Source organism: Xanthomonas sacchari, assembly GCF_024266585.1.
Lineage (GTDB): Bacteria > Pseudomonadota > Gammaproteobacteria > Xanthomonadales > Xanthomonadaceae > Xanthomonas_A > Xanthomonas_A sacchari_C.
In genome coordinates, this window is sequence record NZ_CP100647.1 from 2,856,068 (window position 1) to 2,877,637 (window position 21,570).

Consider the following 21,570-nt stretch of genomic DNA (forward strand, 5'->3'; position numbering starts at 1 on the left):
CGGGGCGCGCCTGCGCGGTCGTCAGATGGTCGCCTGGCCCTGCGCGTTGGGACGCCAGGTGATCAGGCGGTTCTCGATCACGTCCAGCAATGCGTCGATGATCAGCACGAAGGCGGCCAGGATGATGATGCCGGCGAACACACCCACCGCATTGAAGTTGCCCTCGGCCTGCGCGATCAGGTAGCCCAGGCCGGCGGAGGCGCCGAGGTATTCGCCGATGATCGCGCCGACCACGGCGAAGCCCACCGAGGTGCGCAGCGACGACAGGATCCAGCTCGCCGCGGCCGGGAAGTACACGTGGCGCAGCAGGTCGCGGCGGTTGGCGCCGAGGATGCGCGCGTTGGCCAGCACCACCGGATTGACCTCGCGCACGCCCTGCATGGCGTTGAAGAACGTGGTGAAGAACACCAGGGTCACCGCCAGCGCCACCTTCGACCACAGGCCCAGGCCCAGCCACAGCACGAAGATCGGCGCCAGCACCACGCGCGGGATGGCGTTGAAGCCCTTGATGAAGGGATCCAGGATCCGCGCCGAGCGCCGGCTCAGGCCCAGCCACACGCCGCCGGCCACGCCCAGCGCGGTACCGATGACGTAGCCGAGCGCGGTCTCGGTCAGGGTGATGTAGACATGCTGGTAGAACCCGGTATCGGACAGCCAGGTCCAGGCCTGCTGCACGATCGCGGTCGGCGCCGGGAAGAAGAACGGGTCGATCAGGCCCAGCGCGATGCCGCCCTCCCAGCCGCCGAACACGGCCACGACCAGGGCGAGCTGGATCAGTTTGTCAGTCTTGGCGTGCATAGCTCTTCTCCACTTCGCCGCGCAGGCAGGCCCAGATGTCGCGGTACAGGTCGGTGAAACGCGTGTCGAGCTTGATCTCGGCGACATTGCGCGGACGCGGCAGGTCCACGTCGAAACTGCGCACCACGCGGCTGGCGGGACCGGAGGACAGCACCACCACGCGGTCGCCCAGCGCGATCGCCTCCTCCAGGTCGTGGGTGATCAGGATCACCGAGCGGCGCTGCTCCTGCCACAGCCGCAGCAGCTCGTTCTGCATCAGGTGGCGGGTGTGGATGTCCAGCGCCGAGAACGGCTCGTCCATCAGGATCACCTTCGGCTCCACGATCAGCGCCTGCGCCATCTGCACGCGCTTGCGCTGGCCGCCGGAGAGCTGGTGCGGATAGCGGTGCTCGAACCCGGCCAGGCCGACCTTGGCCAGCCAGGCGTTGGCGCGCTGCCTGCGCTCGGCCTCGGCCACGCCGCGGAAGCGCAGGCCCAGCTCCACGTTCTGGAAGGCGGTCTTCCACGGCAGCAGCGCATCCTGCTGGAACAGGTAGCCGACCGCCTCCTGCACGCCGGCCACCGGTTGGCCGTCGATGACGACCTCGCCGGCCGAGGGCGACAGCAGCCCGGCCACCGCGTTGAGGATGGTGCTCTTGCCGCAGCCGGTGGGGCCGACGATGGCCAGGAACTCGCCATCGGCGACCTGGATGTCCACCTCGCGCACGGCGGTGAAGTCGCCGAAAGACATGGTGACGTGGTTGATCGCGACCATCGTCTGCGCCGGGTCGAGGTGCGGCGCGCCGTTGAGGCGTTGCACGGTAGCGTTGCGTGCCATGGTTCCTCCGCTCACGGTTGGGCCGCCTTCGCCGCACCGCTGGCGCGGTCCACGAAGGCGTTGGTGTAGGTCTTGGACAGGTCGATGTCCGCACGCGCCACGTCCTGGTTGAACTCGCGCAGCACGGTCAGCGGGGTTTCCAGGTCGGCGGCGACGAAGCGCCCATCGCGGGTGAAGATGGCGCGCGCGTTCTCCACCGCCCGCGCATAGGTGGCGCGGTCGCCGGACACATAGGCATCGGGCAAGGCGGCGACGATCTCCTCGGCGGAATGGTCGGCGATGAAGCGCAGGGCCATCTGCTCGGCGCGCACGATCTTCTCCGCATCCTGCGGGCGCTGCTCCAGGAAACTGCGGTTGGCGTACATCACCGAAGTCGGATACAGCCCGCCGTAGACCTGGCGCGCGCCGGCGTCGCTGCGCGCATCGATCAGGATCTTGCCGATCCTGCGCTCGCTGATCAGGGTCGCGGCGGGGTCGTAATTGACCAACAGGTCGATCTTGCCCTGCTCCAGCGCCGCCACCGCGGCCGCGCCCGAACCCACGCCGATCAGCGACACCGCACTCTCGGCGATGCCGTTGCGCGAGAGGTAATGGCGCACGAAGAAGTCGGACGAGGACCCGGGCGCGGTGATGCCGACCTTCAGGCCCTTGATGGTCTGCGGCCTGGCCGGATCGAAGGCGGTGTCGTTGCGCCCGGCCAGCACCAGCCCGGAGTTGCGCGAGAGCAGCACGAAGGCGACCACGTCCTTGCGCTTGGACTGCATCTGGATGGTGTGGTCGTAGAAGCCCACCGCCACGTCGGTGGAGTTGGCCACCAGCGCCTGCAGCACCTTGGAGCCGCCCTGGGCGAAGTTCTCGGTCTTGACCTTGAGCCCGACCTGGTCGAAGTAGCCGTTGGCGTCGGCGATGAAGAACGGCAGGTTGTTGAGGTTGTAGGACCCGACGCTGATGCGCACGGGCGCGGTGTCGGCGCTCGCCGCGTCACCGCCGCCCTTGCCGCAGGCGGTGAGGAGCAGCAGACCGGCCGCGGCGAGCGCCGCGGTGAAGAACGTTCTGGACAACATCGATCCCTCCCAGGATTGAAGCGTGTACGTTGTCGGTCGCGGACGCACGCGTGCATGCAGGCGCCCGGCCGGTGCAGGTCATGTCATGCCGCGGAGATCCATTGGCGGGCCTCGTTGGACATGGGCGAGGTCGCGAAGACCCGCCCTTCGAACAGCCGGCGGGCGGTGCGCACCACGCTGGCGACGATCGGCGCATCGGCCGCGCTGCGGCTCAATCCCACCTCCAGGGCGCCGCTCGGATGTTCCAGGACGATGCGGCGCGGCAGCGCCGCATCGTCGACGAAGGTATTGGCCAAGGTACCCGGCGTGGCCGCCGCGGTGGCGATGCCGACCGCGCCGGTGATGGCCAGCGCGGTGTGGCACTGCTGCGGCATGAAATAGCGCACCTGCAGGTCGCCGCCATGCTGCGGCGCCGACAGCAGCACCGGCTTGGGAATCACCTTGCTGCCGGCATCGGCGATGCCCATGCGTGCGCCGGCCTGGATCCGCAGCGCCTCCAGCCGCGCCAGCAGCGCGGCATCGGCATTCAGCTCGGCAGGCGAGGCATCGCCGCGCACGCCGAGATCGGCGGCGCGCAGCAACATCATCGGCATGGCGCAATCCACCAGACTCGTCGCGACGCCGTCGATGGTGTCCTGCGCCCGCCCGCTCGGCAACAGCTTGCCGGTGCGCGCGCCGGCCGCATCCAGGAACGACAGCCAGATCGGCGCCGCCGCGCCGGGCGCCCCGGCGATGCGCGTCTCGCCACGGTACACCACCCGGCCATGCGGCGTTTCCACCGTGGCCACGATCAGCTTGCCGGTATTGACGTTGTGGATGCGCACCTGGGTGCGCGGATGCTGCGCCTGCACCAGGCCGCGCTCGATCGCGTACGGCGCCACCGCCGCCAGCATGTTGCCGCAGTTGGGCGAGGTGTCCACCACCTGCTGCTCGACCCGCACCTGCGCGAACAGATAGTCCACGTCCGCGTCGGCGCGGCTGGAGCGGTCGACGATGGCGACCTTGCTGGTCAGCGCGTTGCCGCCACCGATGCCGTCGATCTGCAGCGGGTGGCCGGCGCCCATCACCTCCAGCAGCAGGCGATCGCGGCGGGCGGGATCGGCCGGCAGGTCCGGCGCGAAGAAGAACGGCCCCTTCGAGGTGCCGCCGCGCATGAGCACGCAGGGAATGCCGGTCAGATCGTTGGACATGGTGTAGATTGATGCGCCATGAAGATGAATGTCTTCGTCTGATTCGATACTGGCATGACCCCAATTAATCTGTGAATTGCTAATTTTTCGATGATTGATTACCAATGAGCATCAATTGCGAAATCCTCGATCTGCGCGCGTTCCTGCTGGTGGCTGAGACGCGCAGCTTCCACCGCGCGGCCGAGGCGCTGCACATGTCGCAGCCGGCGCTGAGCCGGCGCATCCAGAAGCTGGAGCAGGCGGTGGGGTCGCCGCTGCTGGAGCGCACCACCCGTAGCGTGGCCACCACCGCCATCGGCGAGAACCTGCTGCCGTTGGTGCGGCGCATGATCGAGGAGTTCGACGGCTCGCTGTTTTCGGTGCGCGGCCACGACGATGCGCGCGGCGCCACCGTCACCATCGCCTGCCTGCCCACGGCCGCGTTCTACTTCCTGCCCAGCGTGATGGCGCGCTTCCGCGAGGCGCATCCGCACGTGCGCTTCCGCATCCTCGACATCCCGGCCACCGAAGGCCTGCAGGCGGTGGAACGCGGCGAGGTCGAGTTCGGCATCAACTTCATGGGCGCCAACGATCCCAACCTGGATTTCGACGTGCTCGCCGAGGACCCGTTCGTGCTGGCCTGCCGCCGCGACCATCCGCTGGCGAAGAAACGCCGGATCGAATGGGCCGATCTGGCCCAGCACCAGTTGATCACCGTGCACCGCACCAGCGGCAACCGCACCCTGCTCGACGGCGCGCTGGCGCGCGAGAACCTGAAGCTGAGCTGGCACTACGAAGTGACCCACCTGTCCACCTCGCTGGGCATGGTCGAGGCCGGCATCGGCGTGTCGGTGTTGCCGAAGATGGCCACGCCCGACGGCGAGCATCCGATCCTGGTGACCCGGCCGATCGGCAATCCGGTGGTCTCGCGCACCATCGGCATCGTGCGCCGGCGCAGCGCGCTGCTCTCGCCCAGCGCCGAACGTTTCCTGCAGATGCTGATGAGCCAATGGCGCGGCAAGCCGTGACACGGGCGCTACATCTGAACGTGTAAGCTTTCGCCCGACGCCTTGGGCCGCCGCGCCTTCCGGCCGCGCCGCGCTGCGACGCAGCGCCGGCAACGCAACGACCCGGCACACGCAAGCAGGCTCGCGACAGCGGGCCACTGCAAGCCACCCGCAATCAGGAGTTCCCCCGCATGAACGACTCGTTCTCCACCCGCAGCCAACTGCACGTCGGCGGCAAGACCTACGGTTACTTCAGCCTGCCCAAGCTCGGCCAGCGCTTCGACATTTCGCGCCTGCCCTACTCGCTGAAGATCCTGCTGGAGAATCTGCTGCGCCACGAGGACGGCGGCGCGACCGTCGGCAAGGAGCACATCGAAGCGGTGGCGCAGTGGCAGCCGACCGCCGAGCCGGACACCGAGATCGCGTTCATGCCGGCGCGCGTGGTGCTGCAGGACTTCACCGGCGTGCCCTGCGTGGTCGACCTGGCGGCGATGCGCGATGCGGTGGTCAAGCTCGGCGGACGCCCGGAGCAGATCAACCCGCTGATCCCCTCGGAACTGGTGATCGACCACTCGGTGCAGGTGGACGTGTTCGGCAAGCCCGACGCGCTGGACCTCAACGGCAAGATCGAATTCCAGCGCAACAAGGAGCGCTACGGCTTCCTGCGTTGGGGCCAGAAGGCCTTCGACAATTTCAAGGTGGTGCCGCCGAACACCGGCATCGTGCACCAGGTCAACCTGGAGCACCTGGCGCGGGTGGTGATGACCGGCGAACGCGACGGCGAAGCGATCGCCTATCCGGACACCGTGTTCGGCACCGACAGCCACACCACCATGATCAACGGCATCGGCGTGCTCGGCTGGGGCGTGGGCGGCATCGAGGCGGAGGCGGCGATGCTCGGCCAGCCCTCGTCGATGCTGATCCCGCAGGTGGTGGGCTTCAAGCTCACCGGCAAGCTGCCCGAGGGCGCCACCGCCACCGACCTGGTGCTGACGGTGACGCAGATGCTGCGCAAGCACGGGGTGGTCGGCAAGTTCGTCGAGTTCTTCGGCGACGGCCTGCAGCACCTGCCGCTGGCCGACCGCGCCACCATCGGCAACATGGCGCCGGAGTACGGCGCCACCTGCGGCATCTTCCCGATCGACGCCGAATCGCTGACCTACCTGCGCCTGTCCGGTCGCAGCGAGGAGCAGATCGCGCTGGTCGAGGCCTATGCCAAGGCGCAGGGCCTGTGGCACGACGCCGACAGCGCGCACGCCAGCTACAGCGCCATCCTGGAACTGGACATGGGCGAGGTGAAGCCGTCGCTGGCCGGCCCCAAGCGCCCGCAGGACCGGGTGCTGCTGGAAGACATGCAGCGCAACTTCCGCGACAGCCTGGTGCCGTTCGCCGACGCGCGCGCCAAGCGCCGCAGCGACGCCGCGCAGGAAGACCGGCTCAAGAACGAAGGCGGCGGCGGCACCGCGGTCGGCGCCCAGGCGGCGCAGGCGCAGGACGCCGAGGCCAGCGGCGCCGGCTGGCGCCTGCGCGACGGCGCGGTGGTGATCGCGGCGATCACCTCCTGCACCAACACCTCCAACCCGGCGGTCATGCTCGGCGCCGGGTTGCTCGCGCGCAACGCCGTGGCCAAGGGCCTGAAGGCGCAGCCGTGGGTCAAGACCTCGCTCGGGCCGGGCTCGCTGGTGGTCACCGACTACCTGAAGAAGGCCGGGGTCATGGACGACCTGGAACAGCTCGGCTTCTACGTGGTCGGCTACGGCTGCACCACCTGCATCGGCAATTCCGGCCCGCTGCCAGAGGACGTTTCCGCGGCGATCGCCAAGGACGACCTGGTGGTGGCCTCGGTGCTGTCGGGCAACCGCAACTTCGAAGGCCGCGTGCATCCGGAAGTGAAGATGAACTACCTGGCCTCGCCGCCGTTGGTGGTCGCCTACGCCATCGCCGGCACCACCGACATCGACCTGACCCGCGAGCCGCTGGGCACCGGCCACGACGGCCAGCCCGTGTACCTGCGCGATATCTGGCCGAGCAACAAGGAGATCGGCGACACCATCGCCGCCACGGTCGGCCCGGAGATGTTCAAGCAGAACTATGCCGACGTGTTCAAGGGCGACAACCGCTGGAACACCATCGCCTCGCCCGACGGCGAGCTGTACGCCTGGGACAGCGCCTCCACCTACATCAAGAACCCGCCGTACTTCGAGGGCATGACCATGCAGGTCGGCCGCATCGAGGACGTGCACGGCGCGCGCGTGCTGGGCCTGTTCGGCGATTCGATCACCACCGACCACATCTCCCCGGCCGGCAACATCAAGAAGGACTCGCCGGCGGGCCGCTTCCTGCAGTCACGCGGCGTGCAGCCGGCCGACTTCAACAGTTACGGCAGCCGCCGCGGCAACGACGACGTCATGGTCCGCGGCACCTTCGCCAACATCCGCATCAAGAACCTGATGCTGGGCGGCGAGGAAGGCGGCAACACCCTGTACTACCCGTCCGGCGACGGCCAGCCGGAAAAGCTGGCGATCTACGACGCGGCGATGAAGTACAAGGCCGACGGCGTGCCGCTGGTGGTGATCGGCGGCAAGGAATACGGCACCGGCTCCTCGCGCGACTGGGCGGCCAAGGGCACCAACCTGCTCGGGGTCAAGGCGGTGATCGCCGAGAGCTTCGAGCGCATCCACCGCTCCAACCTGGTCGGCATGGGCGTGCTGCCGCTGCAGTTCCTCGACGGCCAGAACGCGCAGAGCCTGGGCCTGGACGGCTCGGAAGTGTTCGAGATCACCGGCCTGCAGGATGGCGCCAGCAAGCGCGCCAAGGTCACCGCGAGCAAGGCCGGCGGCAGTGCGCAGTCCTTCGAGGTGGCGGTGATGCTGCTGACCCCGAAGGAAGTCGAGTACTTCCGCCATGGCGGCCTGCTGCAGTACGTGCTGCGGCAGTTGGCTGCGCGGTGACCCACCTTCGGGTTCGACCCCAAGGTCCGCCCCCGCGCTTGCGCGGGGGCATTTTTTTGGGCAGCGCTGACCGCTGGTTCGCAAGCGCGCCCGCGCGGCCGGCACAGCGGCCTGATGCATGACATGCCCCGGCAGCTTGGCTGCACGCCAACCCGCCTTTGCGTTTTCCGACCGCGAAAGCGCGGCCCCAGCGCCAGCGCATTGCACAGCGCCACCGACAGCGAAGGAACCAGATCCATCACTGATCAGCCCCGCGACCGCCGTTGCTGTTGCTGTTGCGTTTGCTCCTGCTCTACCAGCTTCCCTTCCGAAGCGACGGCCATCGTGGGGAAAAACCCGAAGGGCGGCGCACAGGGATGTGCGCCGCCCGCGGCAGCGGCAGGATGCCCCTTCCGCGGATCCCCGGGATGGCCGCGGATCCGGAGCGCGCAGCGCGGAGGGCGCGAGGCAGGGCGCGCTTGACCAGCCTTCGGCTGTGGTAAAGCGCTTCTTTTGGTTACCTTCTCTTTGCGCGAGCAAAGAAGCGCTTCTCAGCAGCCGAAGGCTGATCGAAGTAACTCGCCCGCAAGGGCGAAAGCCGTTGCTTGACACTGCCCAGCAGGCGACTCCAAAGCGCCAGCACTCGCCGCAGCATTACAAGCGCTCAACGTGCACCACGGCCACCCCAAGGAAATCAACGACTCCCAGCCACCCCACCCCGTCCCTGTTCGCCTTTTCCCTACGGAGCGGTATGCTGCCGTTGCCGGTTCTGGCGGATACTGTCCGTCGTGAGCCCATCAACACGTTTCCTGGAGGGGGAATATGAGTCTGGATCGTCCGTGGTTGCAGAGTTATCCGGCCGGCGTTGGCGCCGACATCGACGTCGATGAATACCGCTCCGTCGCCGCCGTCTTCGAAAGCTCCGTGGCCAAGTTCGGCGACCGCCCCGCCTACTGCAACTTCGGCAAGACCCTGACCTACCGCGAGGCCGGCGAACTGGCCCGGCAATTCGCCGGCTACCTGCTGGGCGAACTGCAACTCAAGAAGGGCGACCGCGTCGCCCTGATGATGCCCAACTGCCTGCAGTACCCCATCGCCACCTTCGGCGTGCTGCTGGCCGGCATGACCGTGGTCAACGTCAACCCGCTGTACACCCCGCGCGAACTGCGCCACCAGCTGATCGATTCCGGCGCCAGCGCACTGGTGGTGATCGACAACTTCGGCACCACCGTACAGGAAGTGCTCGCCGACACCCCGGTCAAGCAGGTCATCACCACCGGCCTGGGCGACATGCTCGGCTTCCCCAAGGGCCCCCTGGTCAACTTCGTCCTGAAGTACGTCAAGAAGCTGGTCCCGGACTACGACATCCCCAATGCGATCCGCTTCCGCGACGCGCTGACCCTCGGCCGCCTGCACACGCTGCCGCCGATCGACATCGCGCCGGACGACATCGCCTTCCTGCAGTACACCGGCGGCACCACCGGCGTGGCCAAGGGCGCCATGCTGACCCACCGCAACCTGGTCGCCAACATGCTGCAGGCCGGCGCCTGGATCGCGGCGACCGGCAAGCTGGAGGAAGGCAAGGAAGTCATCATCACCGCGCTGCCGCTGTACCACATCTTCGCGCTGACCGCGAACGGCCTGGTGTTCATGAAGCTGGGCGGGCTCAACCACCTGATCAGCAATCCGCGCGACATGCCGGGCTTCGTCAAGGAACTGCAGAAGACCCGCTTCACCGCCTTCACCGGCGTCAACACCCTGTTCAACGGCCTGCTCAACACGCCCGGCTTCGACAAGGTGGATTTCTCCTCGCTGAAGTTCACCCTCGGCGGCGGCATGGCGGTGCAACGCGCGGTGGCCGAGCGCTGGAAGCAGGTCACCGGCGTCACTCTGGTCGAGGCCTACGGCCTTACCGAGACCTCGCCGGCGGCCTGCATCAACCCGCTGACCCTGACCGAATACAACGGCGCGATCGGCCTGCCGATCCCCTCCACCGACGCCTGCGTCAAGGACGACCAGAGCCGCATCCTGGCGCCCGGCGAGGTCGGCGAACTGTGCATCCGCGGACCGCAGGTGATGAAGGGCTACTGGCGCCGACCGGAGGAAACCGCCAGCGCCATCGATGCCGACGGCTGGCTGCACACCGGCGACATGGCGCGGATGGATCCGCAGGGTTTCTTCTACATCGTCGACCGCAAGAAGGACATGATCCTGGTGTCCGGCTTCAACGTGTATCCGAACGAGGTCGAGGACGTCATCGCGATGATGCCCGGCGTGCTGGAAGTGGCCGCGGTCGGCGTGCCCGACGAGAAGTCCGGCGAAGTGGTCAAGGTGGTCATCGTCAAGAAGGACCCCAACCTCACCGCCGAGGACGTCAAGGCGCACGCCCGCGCCAACCTGACCGGCTACAAGCACCCGCGCATCGTCGAGTTCCGCAAGGAGCTGCCCAAGACCAACGTGGGCAAGATCCTGCGGCGCGAGCTGCGCGACGCGCCGCCGCCGCAGTAAGCAGCTCCAGCGGGCGCCCATGCGGCGCCCGTGCAGGCGCTGGCGGGGCGAGTTCCGGCCGCGGCACCCAGGTGTAGCATCCGCCGGGTGGAAACGCACTCGCCCGCTGCGCCACGCCATCTCCGCGGGCGTCTTTCCGAGAGCCCGCCATGAGCATGATCGACACGCTGCCCCGTACCCGCGCCTATTCCAGCATCCGCATCGATGCGGATGGCGACGACGATAGCCACTGGCTGTACATGCATGCAGGCAACGCCGCCAAACAGCGGCCCTGTTTCCATCCCACGTTGATGCGCGAGATGCACAGCTACCTCGCCTCCATCAGCCAGCCCCGCAACCTGACGTCGGCGCGGCTGGGCAGCCTGGTGCTGGCGTCCGATGCCAACGCATTCAATCTGGGCGGCGATCTGGAACTGTTCGGCCATTGCATCCGCCGCCGCGATCGCGCCGGGCTGATGGCCTATGCGACAAGCTGCATCGATGGCGTACACCGTTTCCACGAAGGACTCGGCGGCAACTTCAGCACCATCGCCCTGCTGCAGGGCGATGCGCTCGGCGGTGGCCTGGAAATGGCGCTGTCGTGCCACCTGATCGTGGCCGAAGAGGATGTCGGCATGGGCCTGCCGGAAATCATGTTCGGCCTGTTCCCGGGCATGGGCGCGTATTCGTTCCTCAGCCGCCGCATCGCGCCGCATGCCGCGCAAAAGCTCATCCTGGGTGGCCATGTCTTCAGCAGCCAGGAGATGCATGCCATGGGCATCGTCGACGTCCTGGTGCCCAAGGGTCAGGGCAAGGAAGCCGTACGCGATCTGATCCAGCAACAACGACGCGCGCCGCTGGCGCATCTGGGGATGAACGCGATGCGCACCGTGGTGCAGCCGGTGCGCCGCGAGGAATTGCTTGCGGTGACGGAAATCTGGGTGGACGCCGCGCTGGCCCTGGGCGAAAAATCGCTGCGGACGATGGATCGGCTGGTACGCGCCCAGGTCCGGCGCGCGCAAGCGGGCGTCGCCGCCTGAGCGTGGTGTCGCTGCCGGCAAGGGGGGAATGACCCGGCCCAGCGCCGGGCTTTCCTCAGCGCAGCTCGCCGTCGTGCACGGCACTCTGCCGGGCGCGCAGTTCCAGCGCCTCGCGGCCTTCGGTGAGGCTGGCGTTGAGCGCCATCAGGCGCGGGCGCCACTCGCTGCGCACCTGCCATTCCGGCATCTGCATCAACTCGCCGCCGAGACTGGCGAGCCGGATCAAGCCGAGATTGCTGGCCACGCCCTTGATCGCATGCGCATGTTCGCGCAGGCGTTCCCAGTGCTCGGCTTCGCCGGCGATCTGCATGCCGCCGAGGCAGCCTTCGGCATCGTTCAGACATTGCGAGATGAATTCGCGTTCGAACCCGTCGCCCATGCCGAGCCCGGCAAGTTCGTCCAGGACCGACGAATCCAGCACCCCCTCGCTGGACACCGCGCCCTGCCGCGCCGCCATCTCGCTGCCGACCCGCAAGCGCCCTTCCATCGCGATGTCGGAGAGCGTATCCAGCAGGCGGTTGGCCACCACCGGCTTGGCCAGGAAGGTGCGCGCGCCGGCCTGCTCGCAACGCTGGATCGACTCGGGGGTGACGTCGGCGCTGAGCACCACCACCGGCGTGCGCGGCCCGCCGGCCTGCATCACCCGCAACTGCCGCAGCATGTCCAGGCCGCTCATGCCCGGCATGTGCAGATCGACGATCACCGCATCGAATTCGGTCTCGGCCAGCGCGTCCAGCACCGCCTCCGCGCCATCGACGCAGATGACGCGATGGCCGGCCTTCTGCAGCATGCGCTGCAGCACCATGCGGTTGGCGGCGTGGTCGTCGGCAACCAGGATGCGCATGCCGCGCACCCGCGCGCGGTGGCGCAGGAACGGATCGGAGAATGCGATGACGTTGCCGCTGGTATCGACCTCCTCGGCGGCCGTCGGCACGCTGGCCGCCGGCGCAACGAAGTCCGCCGACGTCGGGACCGCCGCGGCCACGAACGGCAGTTCGAACCAGAAATGGCTGCCGCGCGGCGCATTCTCCTGGTAGCCGATGCTGCCCCCCATCGCCTCGACTAGGCCCTTGGCGATCGTCGTGCCTAGACCGCTGCCTTCGTAGCGGCGCGCCAGGCCGACGTCGGCCTGTTCGAACGCCTCGAACAGGCGTGGCCGCATGTCCGGCGCGACCCCGATCCCGGTATCGACGATGTCGAAACTCAGGCGCTTCGGCTGCCCCTGCTCGTTCTTGTGCAGGCGCACCCGGATATCGACCCGGCCGGCCTCGGTGAACTTGATGGCGTTGCCGGCCAGGTTCAGCAGCACCTGGCGCAGGTGACCCGGATCGCCGGAAAGATAGTCCGGCACGTCCGGGGCGACATCCACCTGGTAGGCGAGGTGCTTGGCCCGTGCCTGCGGCTGCAGGATCAGGCTGATCCCCTCCAGGGTTTCGCGCAGCGAGAAATCGCGCTTGTCGAGCCGCAGCTTGCCGGCCTCGATCGCGGAAATGTCCAGCACTTCCTCGACCAGCGACAACAGGCTGCGCGCCGACGCCTGGATGGTGTTGACGCACTCGCGCTGCTCGGCGTCCAGGCGCGTGGTCGCCAGCACCTCGGTCATGCCCGACAGGCCGTTCAACGGGGTGCGGAACTCATGGCTCATGTTGGCCAGGAAGCGGCTCTTGGCCTCGCTGGCACGGCGCGCCTCGGCGGTGGTGCTGGTCAATTGCCGCAAGAGCCCGGACAGGTACAGCGGGATGGCGGCCAGGCCGACCAGCAGGCCGATGCCCAGGCCGCGATTGGCGATCCAGTACTCGCTGGTCATCAGCGTGATGCTGAAACTGGCCACGGCCATGGCCACGGCCAAGTAGAGATAGCGGTTGCCGTAGCGCAGGCCATTGCCGATAGTGACCCACATGATGACGACGTAGATGCAGGCCATCGGTTCGCCGATCGCGCTCATCGCCATCGACATCAGCCCGTAGTCGGCGACCATGCCGATGATCCGGCGCACGTCCGAGCGCTGCGGCCGGACCAGGATCCAGGTCATCAAGGCCAGGGCCACGGCCTGCGAGATCAGGGTCAGGCCGATGACGTAGGCGCGCTGCCGCGGGGCGATGTCCCAATCGTGCGAGAACGCCAGTTCGTACGCCAGGATCAGCGCGACCATGCAGATGCGGACGAACGCCTGGCCGTGCTCGGTATCCTTGCGCTCCGCGAAGCGTTGCCGCACCAACCTGATCGCCGAGATCATGTCAGACTCCTGGTCGCGCCGAGGCGGTGGAGAATTTCTCGCAGATCACCTGCAGCTGCTCGCGGCCGCGGAACAGCGCGTCCACGCAACGCGGGTCGAACAGGCGGCCGCGCTGGGCGTACAGATAGGCCAGGGTCGCATCCATGGTCCAGGCTTCCTTGTAGGGGCGCGGCGAGATCAGCGCGTCGAACACGTCGGCGACCGCCACGATCCGCGCTTCCAGCGGAATCGCCTCGCCGACCAGGCCGTCCGGGTAGCCGCTGCCGTCGTAGCGCTCATGGTGGCGCAGGGCGATCAGCGCGCCGACCTGGATGAAGCGGTTCTGGCTGCCGCTGAGCAGTTCGTAGCCGATGCGCGGGTGCATGCGCATCACCGCCATCTCGTCCTCGTTGAGCTTGCCCGGCTTGAGCAGCACCGCGTCGGGAATGGCGATCTTGCCCATGTCGTGCAGGCTCGCCGCCATCTCGATGACCCGCACCTCGTCCTCGGACAGGCCCAGCTGCTCGGCGATCAGCCCGGCCACGTGCGCCATCCGTTCCAGGTAGGCGCTGGTGCCGACGTCGCGGTACTCGATGGCCCGCGCCAGCCGCGACAGGGTCTCGCGCTCGCGTTCCTCGACCTCGCGCATGCTGGCCAGCAGGCGCTGCTCCAGCGACATCGCGCGCTGCTTGATGTTCTCGCTCTGCAGCCGCAGCTGCAGCAGGTTGTGGCAGCGCGCGCGCAACTCGCGCGGGCGGATCGGCTTGACCAGGAAGTCGATCACCCCCGCTTCCAGGGCCGCCTGGCGGATCGGCTCGTCGCCGACCACGGTGATCAGGATGATGGGAATGTCGCGGTGCTTGGGCAGCCGGCGCAGGCGCCGCGCGAACTCCAGCCCGTCCATGCCCGGCATGCGGTAGTCGAGCAACAGCAGATCGACCTTGCCCGCCTCGCACCAGGCCAGCGCGGCCTGCGAGTCGCCGAAGTCGCGCACGGTCAGTTCCGGGGCGATGTCCTCGATGACATGCCGCAGCATCGTGCGCGCGGAGGTCTGATCGTCGACGATGACGATGTTCAAACGATTGTCGCTTCCGTCCGCCCAGTGGAGACGGTCCCCGTTCGAGGACGCGCCGGAGAGGCTCATGCTGGCATCATGCATCTGCAATCCTCCGCCCGTCGCATCTGCGCGGGCTGCTGAGACGACAACGGGAACGCGCCTGCGCCCAATCACGCCGACCCGTCCACCTCACTTCCTTTTGCGTGCAACGCCTAGTGCAAGAACCGCGCCACCTCGTCCGCGGCTAGGTTAAGCCTCCGGACGCATGTACGGAAACAGCAGCACGTCACGGATCGAGCTGCTGCCGGTAAGCAACATTACCAGTCGGTCGATGCCGATGCCCAGGCCACCGGTCGGCGGCAGTCCCACTTCCAGTGCCCGGATGTAGTCGGCGTCGAAGTGCATGGCCTCGTCGTCCCCCCCTTCCTTGGCCGCCACCTGGGCCTGGAACCGCGCCGCCTGGTCTTCCGGGTCATTGAGCTCGGAGAAGCCGTTGGCGATCTCCTTGCCGTTGATGAACAGCTCGAAGCGATCGGTATAGCCCGGCTCGGTGTCGCTGGAACGGGCCAGCGGCGACACCTCGACCGGGTGGTCGGTGATGAAGGTGGGCTGGATCAGGGTGTGCTCGACGGTGGCCTCGAAGATCTCCAGCAGCAGCTTGCCCCAGCCGTAGGACGGCTTGGTGCGGATCTTCAGCCGCTCGCAGTGGCGCAGCAGCGCCTCGCGGTCGGTGCAGTCGGCGACGCTGATCTCCGGGTTGTGGTGGCGCACCGCCTCGTCCATGCGCCAGCGGCGGAACGCCGGCGCCAGGTCGATGTCGGCGCCGTCCCAGTGCACCTGGGTGGTGCCCAGCACCTCGCGGGCGACGTCGCGGATGACGTTCTCGGTCAGGTCCATCACCTCGTGGTACGTGGCGTAGGCCTCGTACAGCTCCATCATGGTGAATTCCGGATTGTGCCGGGTGCTGACGCCTTCGTTGCGGAAATTGCGGTTGATTTCGTAGACCCGTTCCAGGCCGCCGACCACCAGCCGCTTCAGGTACAGCTCCGGGGCCACCCGCAGGTACAGGTCCAGGTCCAGCGCGTTGTGGTGGGTGGTGAACGGCTTGGCCGTGGCGCCGCCGGGGATGTAGTGCATCATCGGCGTCTCCACTTCCAGGAAGCGGCGCGCGTCCAGCCAGGCGCGCATGGCGCGGATGATCTTGGAGCGCTTGACGAACACCTCGCGCGCCTCCGGCGACACGATCAGGTCCACGTAGCGCTGGCGGTAGCGCTGCTCCACGTCCGACAGGCCGTGCCACTTGTCCGGCAACGGGCGCAGCGCCTTGGTCAGCAGCCGCAGCCCGGTGGCCTTGATCGACAGCTCGCCGGTCTTGGTGCGGGTCAACCCGCCCTCCACGCCGATGATGTCGCCGATGTCCCAGCCCTTGAAGGCGTCGTAGGCCTCGCCCAGGGCGTTGGCCTGCAGAAACAGCTGGACGCGCCCGGACTCGTCCTGCAGCTGCACGAAGCTGGCCTTGCCCATCACCCGCTTGGCCAGCAGGCGCCCGGCCAGGCGCAGGCTGCGGCCCTGCCCCTCCAGCGCCTCGGCGGTCCAGCGCTCGGCGTCGGCGAACTCGGCCTGCAGATCGCCGGCGAAGTCGCTGCGGCGGAAATCGTTCGGATAGGCCACGCCCTGCGCGCGCAACGCGGCGAGTTTGGCGCGCCGTTCGGCGATGAGGCTGTTCTCGTCGACGGGAAGGGACGGCGCGGGGGTCTGCTCGGTCATGGGATGGGGGATGCGTGAGGAAGGGAAAGAATGCACCAGCCGGCGAGGCCGTGTGCCGCGGCACGGCCTCCGTCGCCAGGACGGAGGCCGCCGGTTCAGGCGTCGCTGCGTTTCGCGCCGGCTTCCAGGCCGGACTTGAGGCTGGCCTCGACGAACTCGTCCAGGTCGCCGTCGAGCACCTTCTGGGTGTCCGAGCGCTCCACGCCGGTGCGCAGGTCCTTGATCCGGCTCTGGTCGAGCACGTAGTTGCGGATCTGGCTGCCCCAGCCGATGTCGGACTTGGTCGCCTCCACCGCATCGCGCTCGGCGTTGCGCTTCTGGATCTCCAGCTCGTACAGCTTGGCGGCCAGCATCTTCATCGCGTTGTCGCGGTTCTGGTGCTGGCTGCGCCCGGTCTGGCAGGCCACCACGATGCCGGTGGGCACGTGGGTGATGCGCACCGCCGACTCGGTCTTGTTGACGTGCTGGCCGCCGGCGCCGGAGGACCGGTACACGTCGGTCTTCAGGTCGGCCGGGTTGATGTCGATGTCGATGTTGTCGTCCACCTCCGGCGACACGAACACCGAGGTGAAGCTGGTGTGGCGGCGGTTGTCCGAGTCGAACGGCGACTTGCGCACCAGCCGGTGCACGCCGGTCTCGGTCTTCAGCCAGCCGTAGGCGAAGTCGCCTTCCACGCGCAGCGTGGCGGACTTGATCCCGGCCACTTCGCCGCCGGAGACTTCCATCAGCTCGGTCTTCCAGCCGCGCGACTCGCACCAGCGCAGGTACATGCGCAGCAGGATCTCGGCCCAGTCCTGGGCCTCGGTGCCGCCGGCGCCGGCCTGGATGTCGACGAAGGCGTTGCTGGCGTCCATCTGCCCGGAGAACATGCGCTGGAATTCCAGCTTCTCCACCTGCGCCTGGAAGCGGTCGACGTCGGCCAGCACCGCCTGCGCGGTGGCCTCGTCGTTCTCGCTCTCGGCCAGTTCCAGGAATTCCAGCGATTCGTTCAGGCCATCGAGCACGCTGGCGATGCCGCCGACGGTCTTCTCCAGGCTGGCGCGTTCGCGGCCAAGGCCCTGGGCGCGCTCGGGGTCGTTCCAGACGTCGGGGCTCTCCAGCTCCCGGGTGACTTCCTCTAGACGCTCCTTCTTGGCGTCGTAGTCAAAGAAACCCCCGTAGCGACAGCACCCGATCGGACAGATCGGCGATGCGGTGGCGAATCGGATTGAGTTCGATCATTGCGGCGTTTTCCGGCAGACAAGAGCGCGATTCTAGCAATTCCGGCCGCCGCGCCACAGCGCTACTGGACCGCGGCGGCCTCGCCCTCCCCGGCCGCCACGCGCAGCGCGGCACGGTAGCGGCGACTGCACGGGACCTGGCTGCCGTCGCGCAGGTGCACCCGCGCCTCGCCCGCCTCCAGCGGCTCGATCGAGACCACGCTGGCCAGGTTGACGATGTAGCTGCGGTGGATGCGCACGAACCGTGCCGGATCCAGCCGCGCCTCGATCGCGGCCATGGTGCTGCGCAGCGGATAGTCGTGGCCGCGCACGCGCAGGTTGACGTAGTTGCCCGAGGCCTGCAGCCATTCGATGTCGGCCGCGGCGACCAGGAAATCGCGGCCCAGCTTGCGCACCAGGAAGCGCTCCGGCAGTTCCAGCGACCCCACCGGCGGGCCGGCGTCGGGCGCGCCGAGCAGCGCCGCCTCGCCCTGCCAGCGCCGCAGCAGGAACCGGTACATCTCCACGCACAGCGCGATCGAGGCCAGGCTGCGCACGTCCTTGAGGTATTCGTAGGCCAGGCCCTGCGGCCACGGGCCGAAGTCGTAGTGTTGACCCTGCAGGCGGTAGACCAGGCTGCGCAGGGCGACCATCCCCAGCACGTGCAGCACCGACAGCGCCACGCTGCCCAGCAGATAGCCCGGCAGCCGGCGTCGCCAGGTGTCCCAGTGCAGCGGGTAGCGCCGGGTCAGCACCACCACCAACGGCACGATCAGCAGGAACATCAGATTGCTCGACCACTCCCACACCACCGGCTCCCACGCGGCGAAGTGCAGCCCGGTCTTGCGAATATCGATCAGCACCGTGACGCTGTTGGCGGTGGCGTTGATCAGGGTCAACACGACCCAGAAGCCGATCTCGAAACTGCGGCGCCAGGGCTGGAAACGGGAATAGGCGCTGGCGCCGGATGGATCGGACATCGGCGAAGTGTAGCGCGCCGGCATGGCCACGCCGACGCGCCACGGCCGGCTCAGCGCACCTCGAACTCGCCGACCAGCACCGTCTCCTTGCGCTCGGTCAGGCGCAGCGTCACCTGCTGGTCGCGCTGCGAGGCCGTGCCCCAGCCCGTGCTCAGTTGCAGGTGCAAGGTGGTGGCGCCGGTGACCAGCGGCTGGCGGTCGCCGAAGAAGTTCGCTTCGACCCGATACTTGCCGGGCTTGGCCCTACGCAGCGAGAACTCCTCCGGCCCGTAGCCGCCGGTGAAATCCGGCGACAGTTGGCCCCCCTGGTAAGTCGCGCGGTTGCCGTAGTAGCAGCGCTCGCCATTGGGATCGGTCACCCACAGGTCCATGTCGCTGTTGTCGCTGTCCCAGTTCAGCACCACGCGCAGGTCCAGCGGCAGATTGCGCAGCAGCCGCGGATCGACGAAGCCGGTATCCAGCGGCTGCGGCGCACGCGCCACGATCGCGTTCAGCTCGTCGAGCGCGATCATGCTCACCCCGTCGAAGCGCGGGTCCCAGTCGCGCACCACCACCTGGTACAGCTGCGCGATCGCCGCCTGCGCGTCGCCGCGCGCGGCCTGGGCCAGGCCCAGGTCGCGGAAGCTCTGCGGCTCCTCCTCGCCCAGCCGCACTACCTGCTCGAACACCGGCACCGCCAGATCGGCGCGGCCGGCCTGCAGCAGCCGGTAGCCGAGCACACGCAGCACGTGACGGTTCTCCAACTGCAGCTCGGCCAGGTTGGACAGCACGCGCAGGGCCAACTCGCGCTGCCCGCGCGCGAACAGGACGTCGGCCACGTCCAGATAGAACGCCACGCTGTCGGCGTGCGCGGCGCGTTCGCTCAGGTACAGCGGATACACCGCCTCCGCCGCGGCCGCACGCAGGCGCCGCGCATACGCCGAATCCGGCTGCCAGGGCTGCAAGGCCAGGGAGATCGTGACGGGCCCTGCACTGCCGCCGGCCGCGGATGCGCCCGCGTCGCCGGCAACGGCGATCGCGTCCAGGCTCGCCGGCGCGGCCAGCATCCGTGCCGGTGCCGGTGCCGGCGCCTCCATGGCGGCAGGCGCCGGTGGCGAGGGCGGCGCCATCGCAAGCGATGCGGACACCGCTGCCATGTGGGCATCGTTCTGTCCCGCCGGCTCGGCGCGGCGCTGCCGTTCCTGCGCGAGCATCTGCGGCGGCGCGTCCTCGGGAAAGCGGCGCTGCCACCAGGCGACGCGCTGCGCGAACGCCTCGGCGACCCGGTCGATGCGTTGCCTGCGCGTGTCGTCATTGGTCTGCTGGCGTTGCGCCTGTGCGCGCGCCACCGCCGCACGCAGCGCCGGCGGCGCCGGGATGGCGTAGCGGACGTAGTCGTCGGCGCTCTCCAGCACCAGCAGCGAGGTGTCGGCGCTGACCAGGCCGAAGCGCGTGGCCAATGCCTGGCGGCGCGCGGCCGAGCCCAGCGGGTCGGCGGACAGACTGCGCAGCATGGCCCGCGCCCATGCGCCAGGGACCAGATCGCCGGGCACCTCAGAGGCCGCACGCAGCGGCAGGCGCAGGCGGCGGGTGCTGGCCGCCGTGGCGATCTCCAGCTGCAGCGCCGCGTCGGGCCCCAGCAGGCGCCCGGCGATGCGCAGGTAGCCCTCGTCGGCGTAGCGCGACTCGGCGACCAGATCGGCGACCTGGCTGCCCGCCATCGCGACCAGTTCGCCGCCGCGCTGCAACAGGCGCTCGCTGGCGACCTGCACCCCCTGCAGGCCCTGCAGCGCGATCGCGCGTCCGCCGCGCGCTTCGGCGATCGCCGCCAGGCGCGCGGCATCGGCGTGCGCGCCGGCCGAGTCGATCGCATACAGGCGCTGTCCCGGTGCCAGCGTCGGCATGGTCTGCGCACCGTAGTTGCCCAGGCCATCGCTGAACAGCAGGTACTCCTGCACCTGCGCCGCCGGTTGCCAGGCGCCCAGCGCACTGGCGCCATCCGGCTGCTCGGCCTGCAAGGCCGCCTTCAAGGCGCCCCAGTCGCCATTGCGCACCTGGAACTGGCGCGGCGCCTCGGCGCGGTCGCGCAGCACGATCAACTCGACCTGGGCCGTGCCGACCGCGGCGAAATAGCGCTGCAGCAAGGCCAGTTCGGCGGGGATATCGCGCTGCCGCGCCGAACCGGACGCATCCCACAGCAGGCCGATGCGTTGCGGCAGCGGCCGCGGGCCATGCAGGTCGGCGATCGGCACCAGCGCCTGGAAATAGCGCTGGCCCTCGTGGACGCCGGTCGCCACGCGCGGCGCCGCGCTCGCGCGCAGCGACAGCGTCAATTCCGGCGGCAACTGCGCCGGGGTCCCGGACCAGGCCGCCGCATAACCGCCGTCGGCTGTCGGCAGCAGGCGCATGCCAGGCGCCGCCAGCGCGTGCTCGATGGGCGCGGCCTGCGTGCTCAGCGCTACCTGCAGCGACCTCGCGCTGGCCGCATACGCCAGCGGCAACCGCCATTGCCAGCCGGTCGCGGTGCGCGGCAGCGATTCGCGATAGACCAGGCGCACATGGCGGCTGCCATGCGCCGGCAGCGGATAGACGCGCAGCCGGAACTGGTTGCCAGCGGTCTGCTCGAGCAGGCCCGGATCCACGCCGCGCCGCTCGACCGCCTCGAACACCTGGCGCCCGCGCTCTTTGGGCACCGGCACCGCGTCGCGCATCTGCCCGTCGATGTCCAGGGCGAAACCGCTGAGTTGCTGCCCCGCGCGCAGCGGGAACGCCAGTTGCCCTTCCAGCACCCGCGCATTGGGATTGAAGAACTCCAACTCCACCGTGGTCTCGGCCAGGCCGGCGGCGGCATGCGCACGCACCGTCGCCGCGCGCAGCTCGACCGGGCGCTCGCCGGCATCGGTGCGCAGCAATGGGGCGACCAACTGCTGCTGCGGTACGGCGGAGCGCGCGCCGGCGGCTGCCACGGCGAACGCCGACAACGAAAGCAACAACCCGCACAGGCCTCTGCGCACGATGAACGGCATGGATCGCTCCTTGATGGGACGGTATGGCTAGAACG

Annotated in this window: 14 protein-coding genes; 4 read left to right on the top strand and 10 right to left on the bottom strand. The window is 68.6% G+C overall.

Annotation, left to right across the window (positions count from 1 at the left end):
* Nucleotides 1-21 precede the first annotated feature (21 nt).
* The 4 genes from NKJ47_RS11825 to NKJ47_RS11840 all read right to left on the bottom strand — a co-directional run bounded on the left by NKJ47_RS11825 (nt 22) and on the right by NKJ47_RS11840 (nt 3,869).
* Nucleotides 22-798: an ABC transporter permease gene (locus NKJ47_RS11825; protein ID WP_254458095.1), complete on the bottom strand. Its 777-nt coding sequence runs from the start codon at nt 796-798 to the stop codon at nt 22-24.
* The gene (locus NKJ47_RS11830; RefSeq protein ID WP_254458096.1) at nt 782-1,615 is read right to left on the bottom strand and encodes an ABC transporter ATP-binding protein; all 834 of its coding nucleotides are present in this window, start codon (nt 1,613-1,615) and stop codon (nt 782-784) included. The genes NKJ47_RS11825 and NKJ47_RS11830 overlap by 17 nt, the downstream gene beginning before the upstream one ends.
* A gap of 11 nt (nt 1,616-1,626) precedes the next feature.
* Nucleotides 1,627-2,679 carry an ABC transporter substrate-binding protein gene (locus NKJ47_RS11835; protein WP_254458097.1) on the bottom strand — a complete coding sequence of 351 codons (1,053 nt, stop codon included), beginning with the start codon at nt 2,677-2,679 and terminating at the stop codon, nt 1,627-1,629.
* Between the two features lie 83 nt (nt 2,680-2,762).
* Nucleotides 2,763-3,869, bottom strand: coding sequence for a 4-oxalomesaconate tautomerase (locus tag NKJ47_RS11840; protein WP_254458098.1), 1,107 nt, complete (start codon nt 3,867-3,869; stop codon nt 2,763-2,765).
* A 104-nt stretch (nt 3,870-3,973) separates the two neighbouring features.
* Between NKJ47_RS11840 and NKJ47_RS11845 the strand changes: the two genes are divergently transcribed.
* The 4 genes from NKJ47_RS11845 to NKJ47_RS11860 all read left to right on the top strand — a co-directional run bounded on the left by NKJ47_RS11845 (nt 3,974) and on the right by NKJ47_RS11860 (nt 11,312).
* A complete protein-coding gene (locus tag NKJ47_RS11845; RefSeq protein ID WP_254458099.1) occupies nt 3,974-4,876 on the top strand; it encodes a LysR family transcriptional regulator in 903 nt (300 codons plus the stop codon).
* 170 nt (nt 4,877-5,046) lie between these two features.
* A complete protein-coding gene (gene acnA / locus NKJ47_RS11850; protein WP_254458100.1) occupies nt 5,047-7,806 on the top strand; it encodes an aconitate hydratase AcnA in 2,760 nt (919 codons plus the stop codon).
* Nucleotides 7,807-8,607: 801 nt separating this feature from the next.
* The gene (locus tag NKJ47_RS11855; RefSeq protein ID WP_254458101.1) at nt 8,608-10,293 is read left to right on the top strand and encodes a long-chain fatty acid--CoA ligase; all 1,686 of its coding nucleotides are present in this window, start codon (nt 8,608-8,610) and stop codon (nt 10,291-10,293) included.
* A gap of 149 nt (nt 10,294-10,442) precedes the next feature.
* Nucleotides 10,443-11,312, top strand: coding sequence for a crotonase/enoyl-CoA hydratase family protein (locus NKJ47_RS11860; RefSeq protein ID WP_254458102.1), 870 nt, complete (start codon nt 10,443-10,445; stop codon nt 11,310-11,312).
* Between the two features lie 55 nt (nt 11,313-11,367).
* On the opposite strand, the gene NKJ47_RS11865 is transcribed toward NKJ47_RS11860, so the two are convergent.
* From NKJ47_RS11865 to NKJ47_RS11890, 6 genes are all read right to left on the bottom strand, one after another.
* On the bottom strand, nt 11,368-13,548 hold the full coding sequence (locus tag NKJ47_RS11865; RefSeq protein WP_254458103.1) for an ATP-binding protein: 2,181 nt from the start codon (nt 13,546-13,548) through the stop codon (nt 11,368-11,370).
* Between the two features lies 1 nt (nt 13,549).
* Entirely contained in the window at nt 13,550-14,686 is a 1,137-nt protein-coding gene (locus NKJ47_RS11870; protein WP_043086876.1) for a response regulator, read from the bottom strand.
* Between the two features lie 147 nt (nt 14,687-14,833).
* On the bottom strand, nt 14,834-16,351 hold the full coding sequence (gene lysS / locus NKJ47_RS11875; protein ID WP_254458104.1) for a lysine--tRNA ligase: 1,518 nt from the start codon (nt 16,349-16,351) through the stop codon (nt 14,834-14,836).
* A gap of 95 nt (nt 16,352-16,446) precedes the next feature.
* A protein-coding gene (prfB, locus tag NKJ47_RS11880; RefSeq protein ID WP_100224025.1) for a peptide chain release factor 2 occupies nt 16,447-17,572 on the bottom strand; the annotation gives its coding sequence in 2 pieces (ribosomal slippage) (nt 16,447-17,496 and nt 17,498-17,572; 1,125 coding nt in all).
* 61 nt (nt 17,573-17,633) lie between these two features.
* Nucleotides 17,634-18,530 (bottom strand): LytTR family DNA-binding domain-containing protein, encoded by an 897-nt coding sequence (locus NKJ47_RS11885; RefSeq protein WP_254458105.1) that lies wholly within the window; start codon nt 18,528-18,530, stop codon nt 17,634-17,636.
* A gap of 50 nt (nt 18,531-18,580) precedes the next feature.
* Entirely contained in the window at nt 18,581-21,535 is a 2,955-nt protein-coding gene (locus NKJ47_RS11890; RefSeq protein ID WP_254458106.1) for a VIT domain-containing protein, read from the bottom strand.
* Between the last annotated feature and the right edge of the window lie 35 nt (nt 21,536-21,570).

What these genes read in the sequence shown, in the direction of transcription:
- NKJ47_RS11840 (WP_254458098.1), bottom strand. Translation starts at nt 3,869, where the DNA reads ATGTCCAACGATCTGACCGGCATTCCCTGCGTGCTCATGCGCGGCGGC.
- NKJ47_RS11825 (WP_254458095.1), bottom strand. Translation starts at nt 798, where the DNA reads ATGCACGCCAAGACTGACAAACTGATCCAGCTCGCCCTGGTCGTGGCC.
- NKJ47_RS11855 (WP_254458101.1), top strand. Translation starts at nt 8,608, where the DNA reads ATGAGTCTGGATCGTCCGTGGTTGCAGAGTTATCCGGCCGGCGTTGGC.
- NKJ47_RS11835 (WP_254458097.1), bottom strand. Translation starts at nt 2,679, where the DNA reads ATGTTGTCCAGAACGTTCTTCACCGCGGCGCTCGCCGCGGCCGGTCTG.
- acnA (WP_254458100.1), top strand. Translation starts at nt 5,047, where the DNA reads ATGAACGACTCGTTCTCCACCCGCAGCCAACTGCACGTCGGCGGCAAG.
- NKJ47_RS11860 (WP_254458102.1), top strand. Translation starts at nt 10,443, where the DNA reads ATGAGCATGATCGACACGCTGCCCCGTACCCGCGCCTATTCCAGCATC.
- NKJ47_RS11885 (WP_254458105.1), bottom strand. Translation starts at nt 18,530, where the DNA reads ATGTCCGATCCATCCGGCGCCAGCGCCTATTCCCGTTTCCAGCCCTGG.
- NKJ47_RS11830 (WP_254458096.1), bottom strand. Translation starts at nt 1,615, where the DNA reads ATGGCACGCAACGCTACCGTGCAACGCCTCAACGGCGCGCCGCACCTC.
- NKJ47_RS11870 (WP_043086876.1), bottom strand. Translation starts at nt 14,686, where the DNA reads ATGCATGATGCCAGCATGAGCCTCTCCGGCGCGTCCTCGAACGGGGAC.
- lysS (WP_254458104.1), bottom strand. Translation starts at nt 16,351, where the DNA reads ATGACCGAGCAGACCCCCGCGCCGTCCCTTCCCGTCGACGAGAACAGC.
- NKJ47_RS11865 (WP_254458103.1), bottom strand. Translation starts at nt 13,548, where the DNA reads ATGATCTCGGCGATCAGGTTGGTGCGGCAACGCTTCGCGGAGCGCAAG.
- NKJ47_RS11845 (WP_254458099.1), top strand. Translation starts at nt 3,974, where the DNA reads ATGAGCATCAATTGCGAAATCCTCGATCTGCGCGCGTTCCTGCTGGTG.
- NKJ47_RS11890 (WP_254458106.1), bottom strand. Translation starts at nt 21,535, where the DNA reads ATGCCGTTCATCGTGCGCAGAGGCCTGTGCGGGTTGTTGCTTTCGTTG.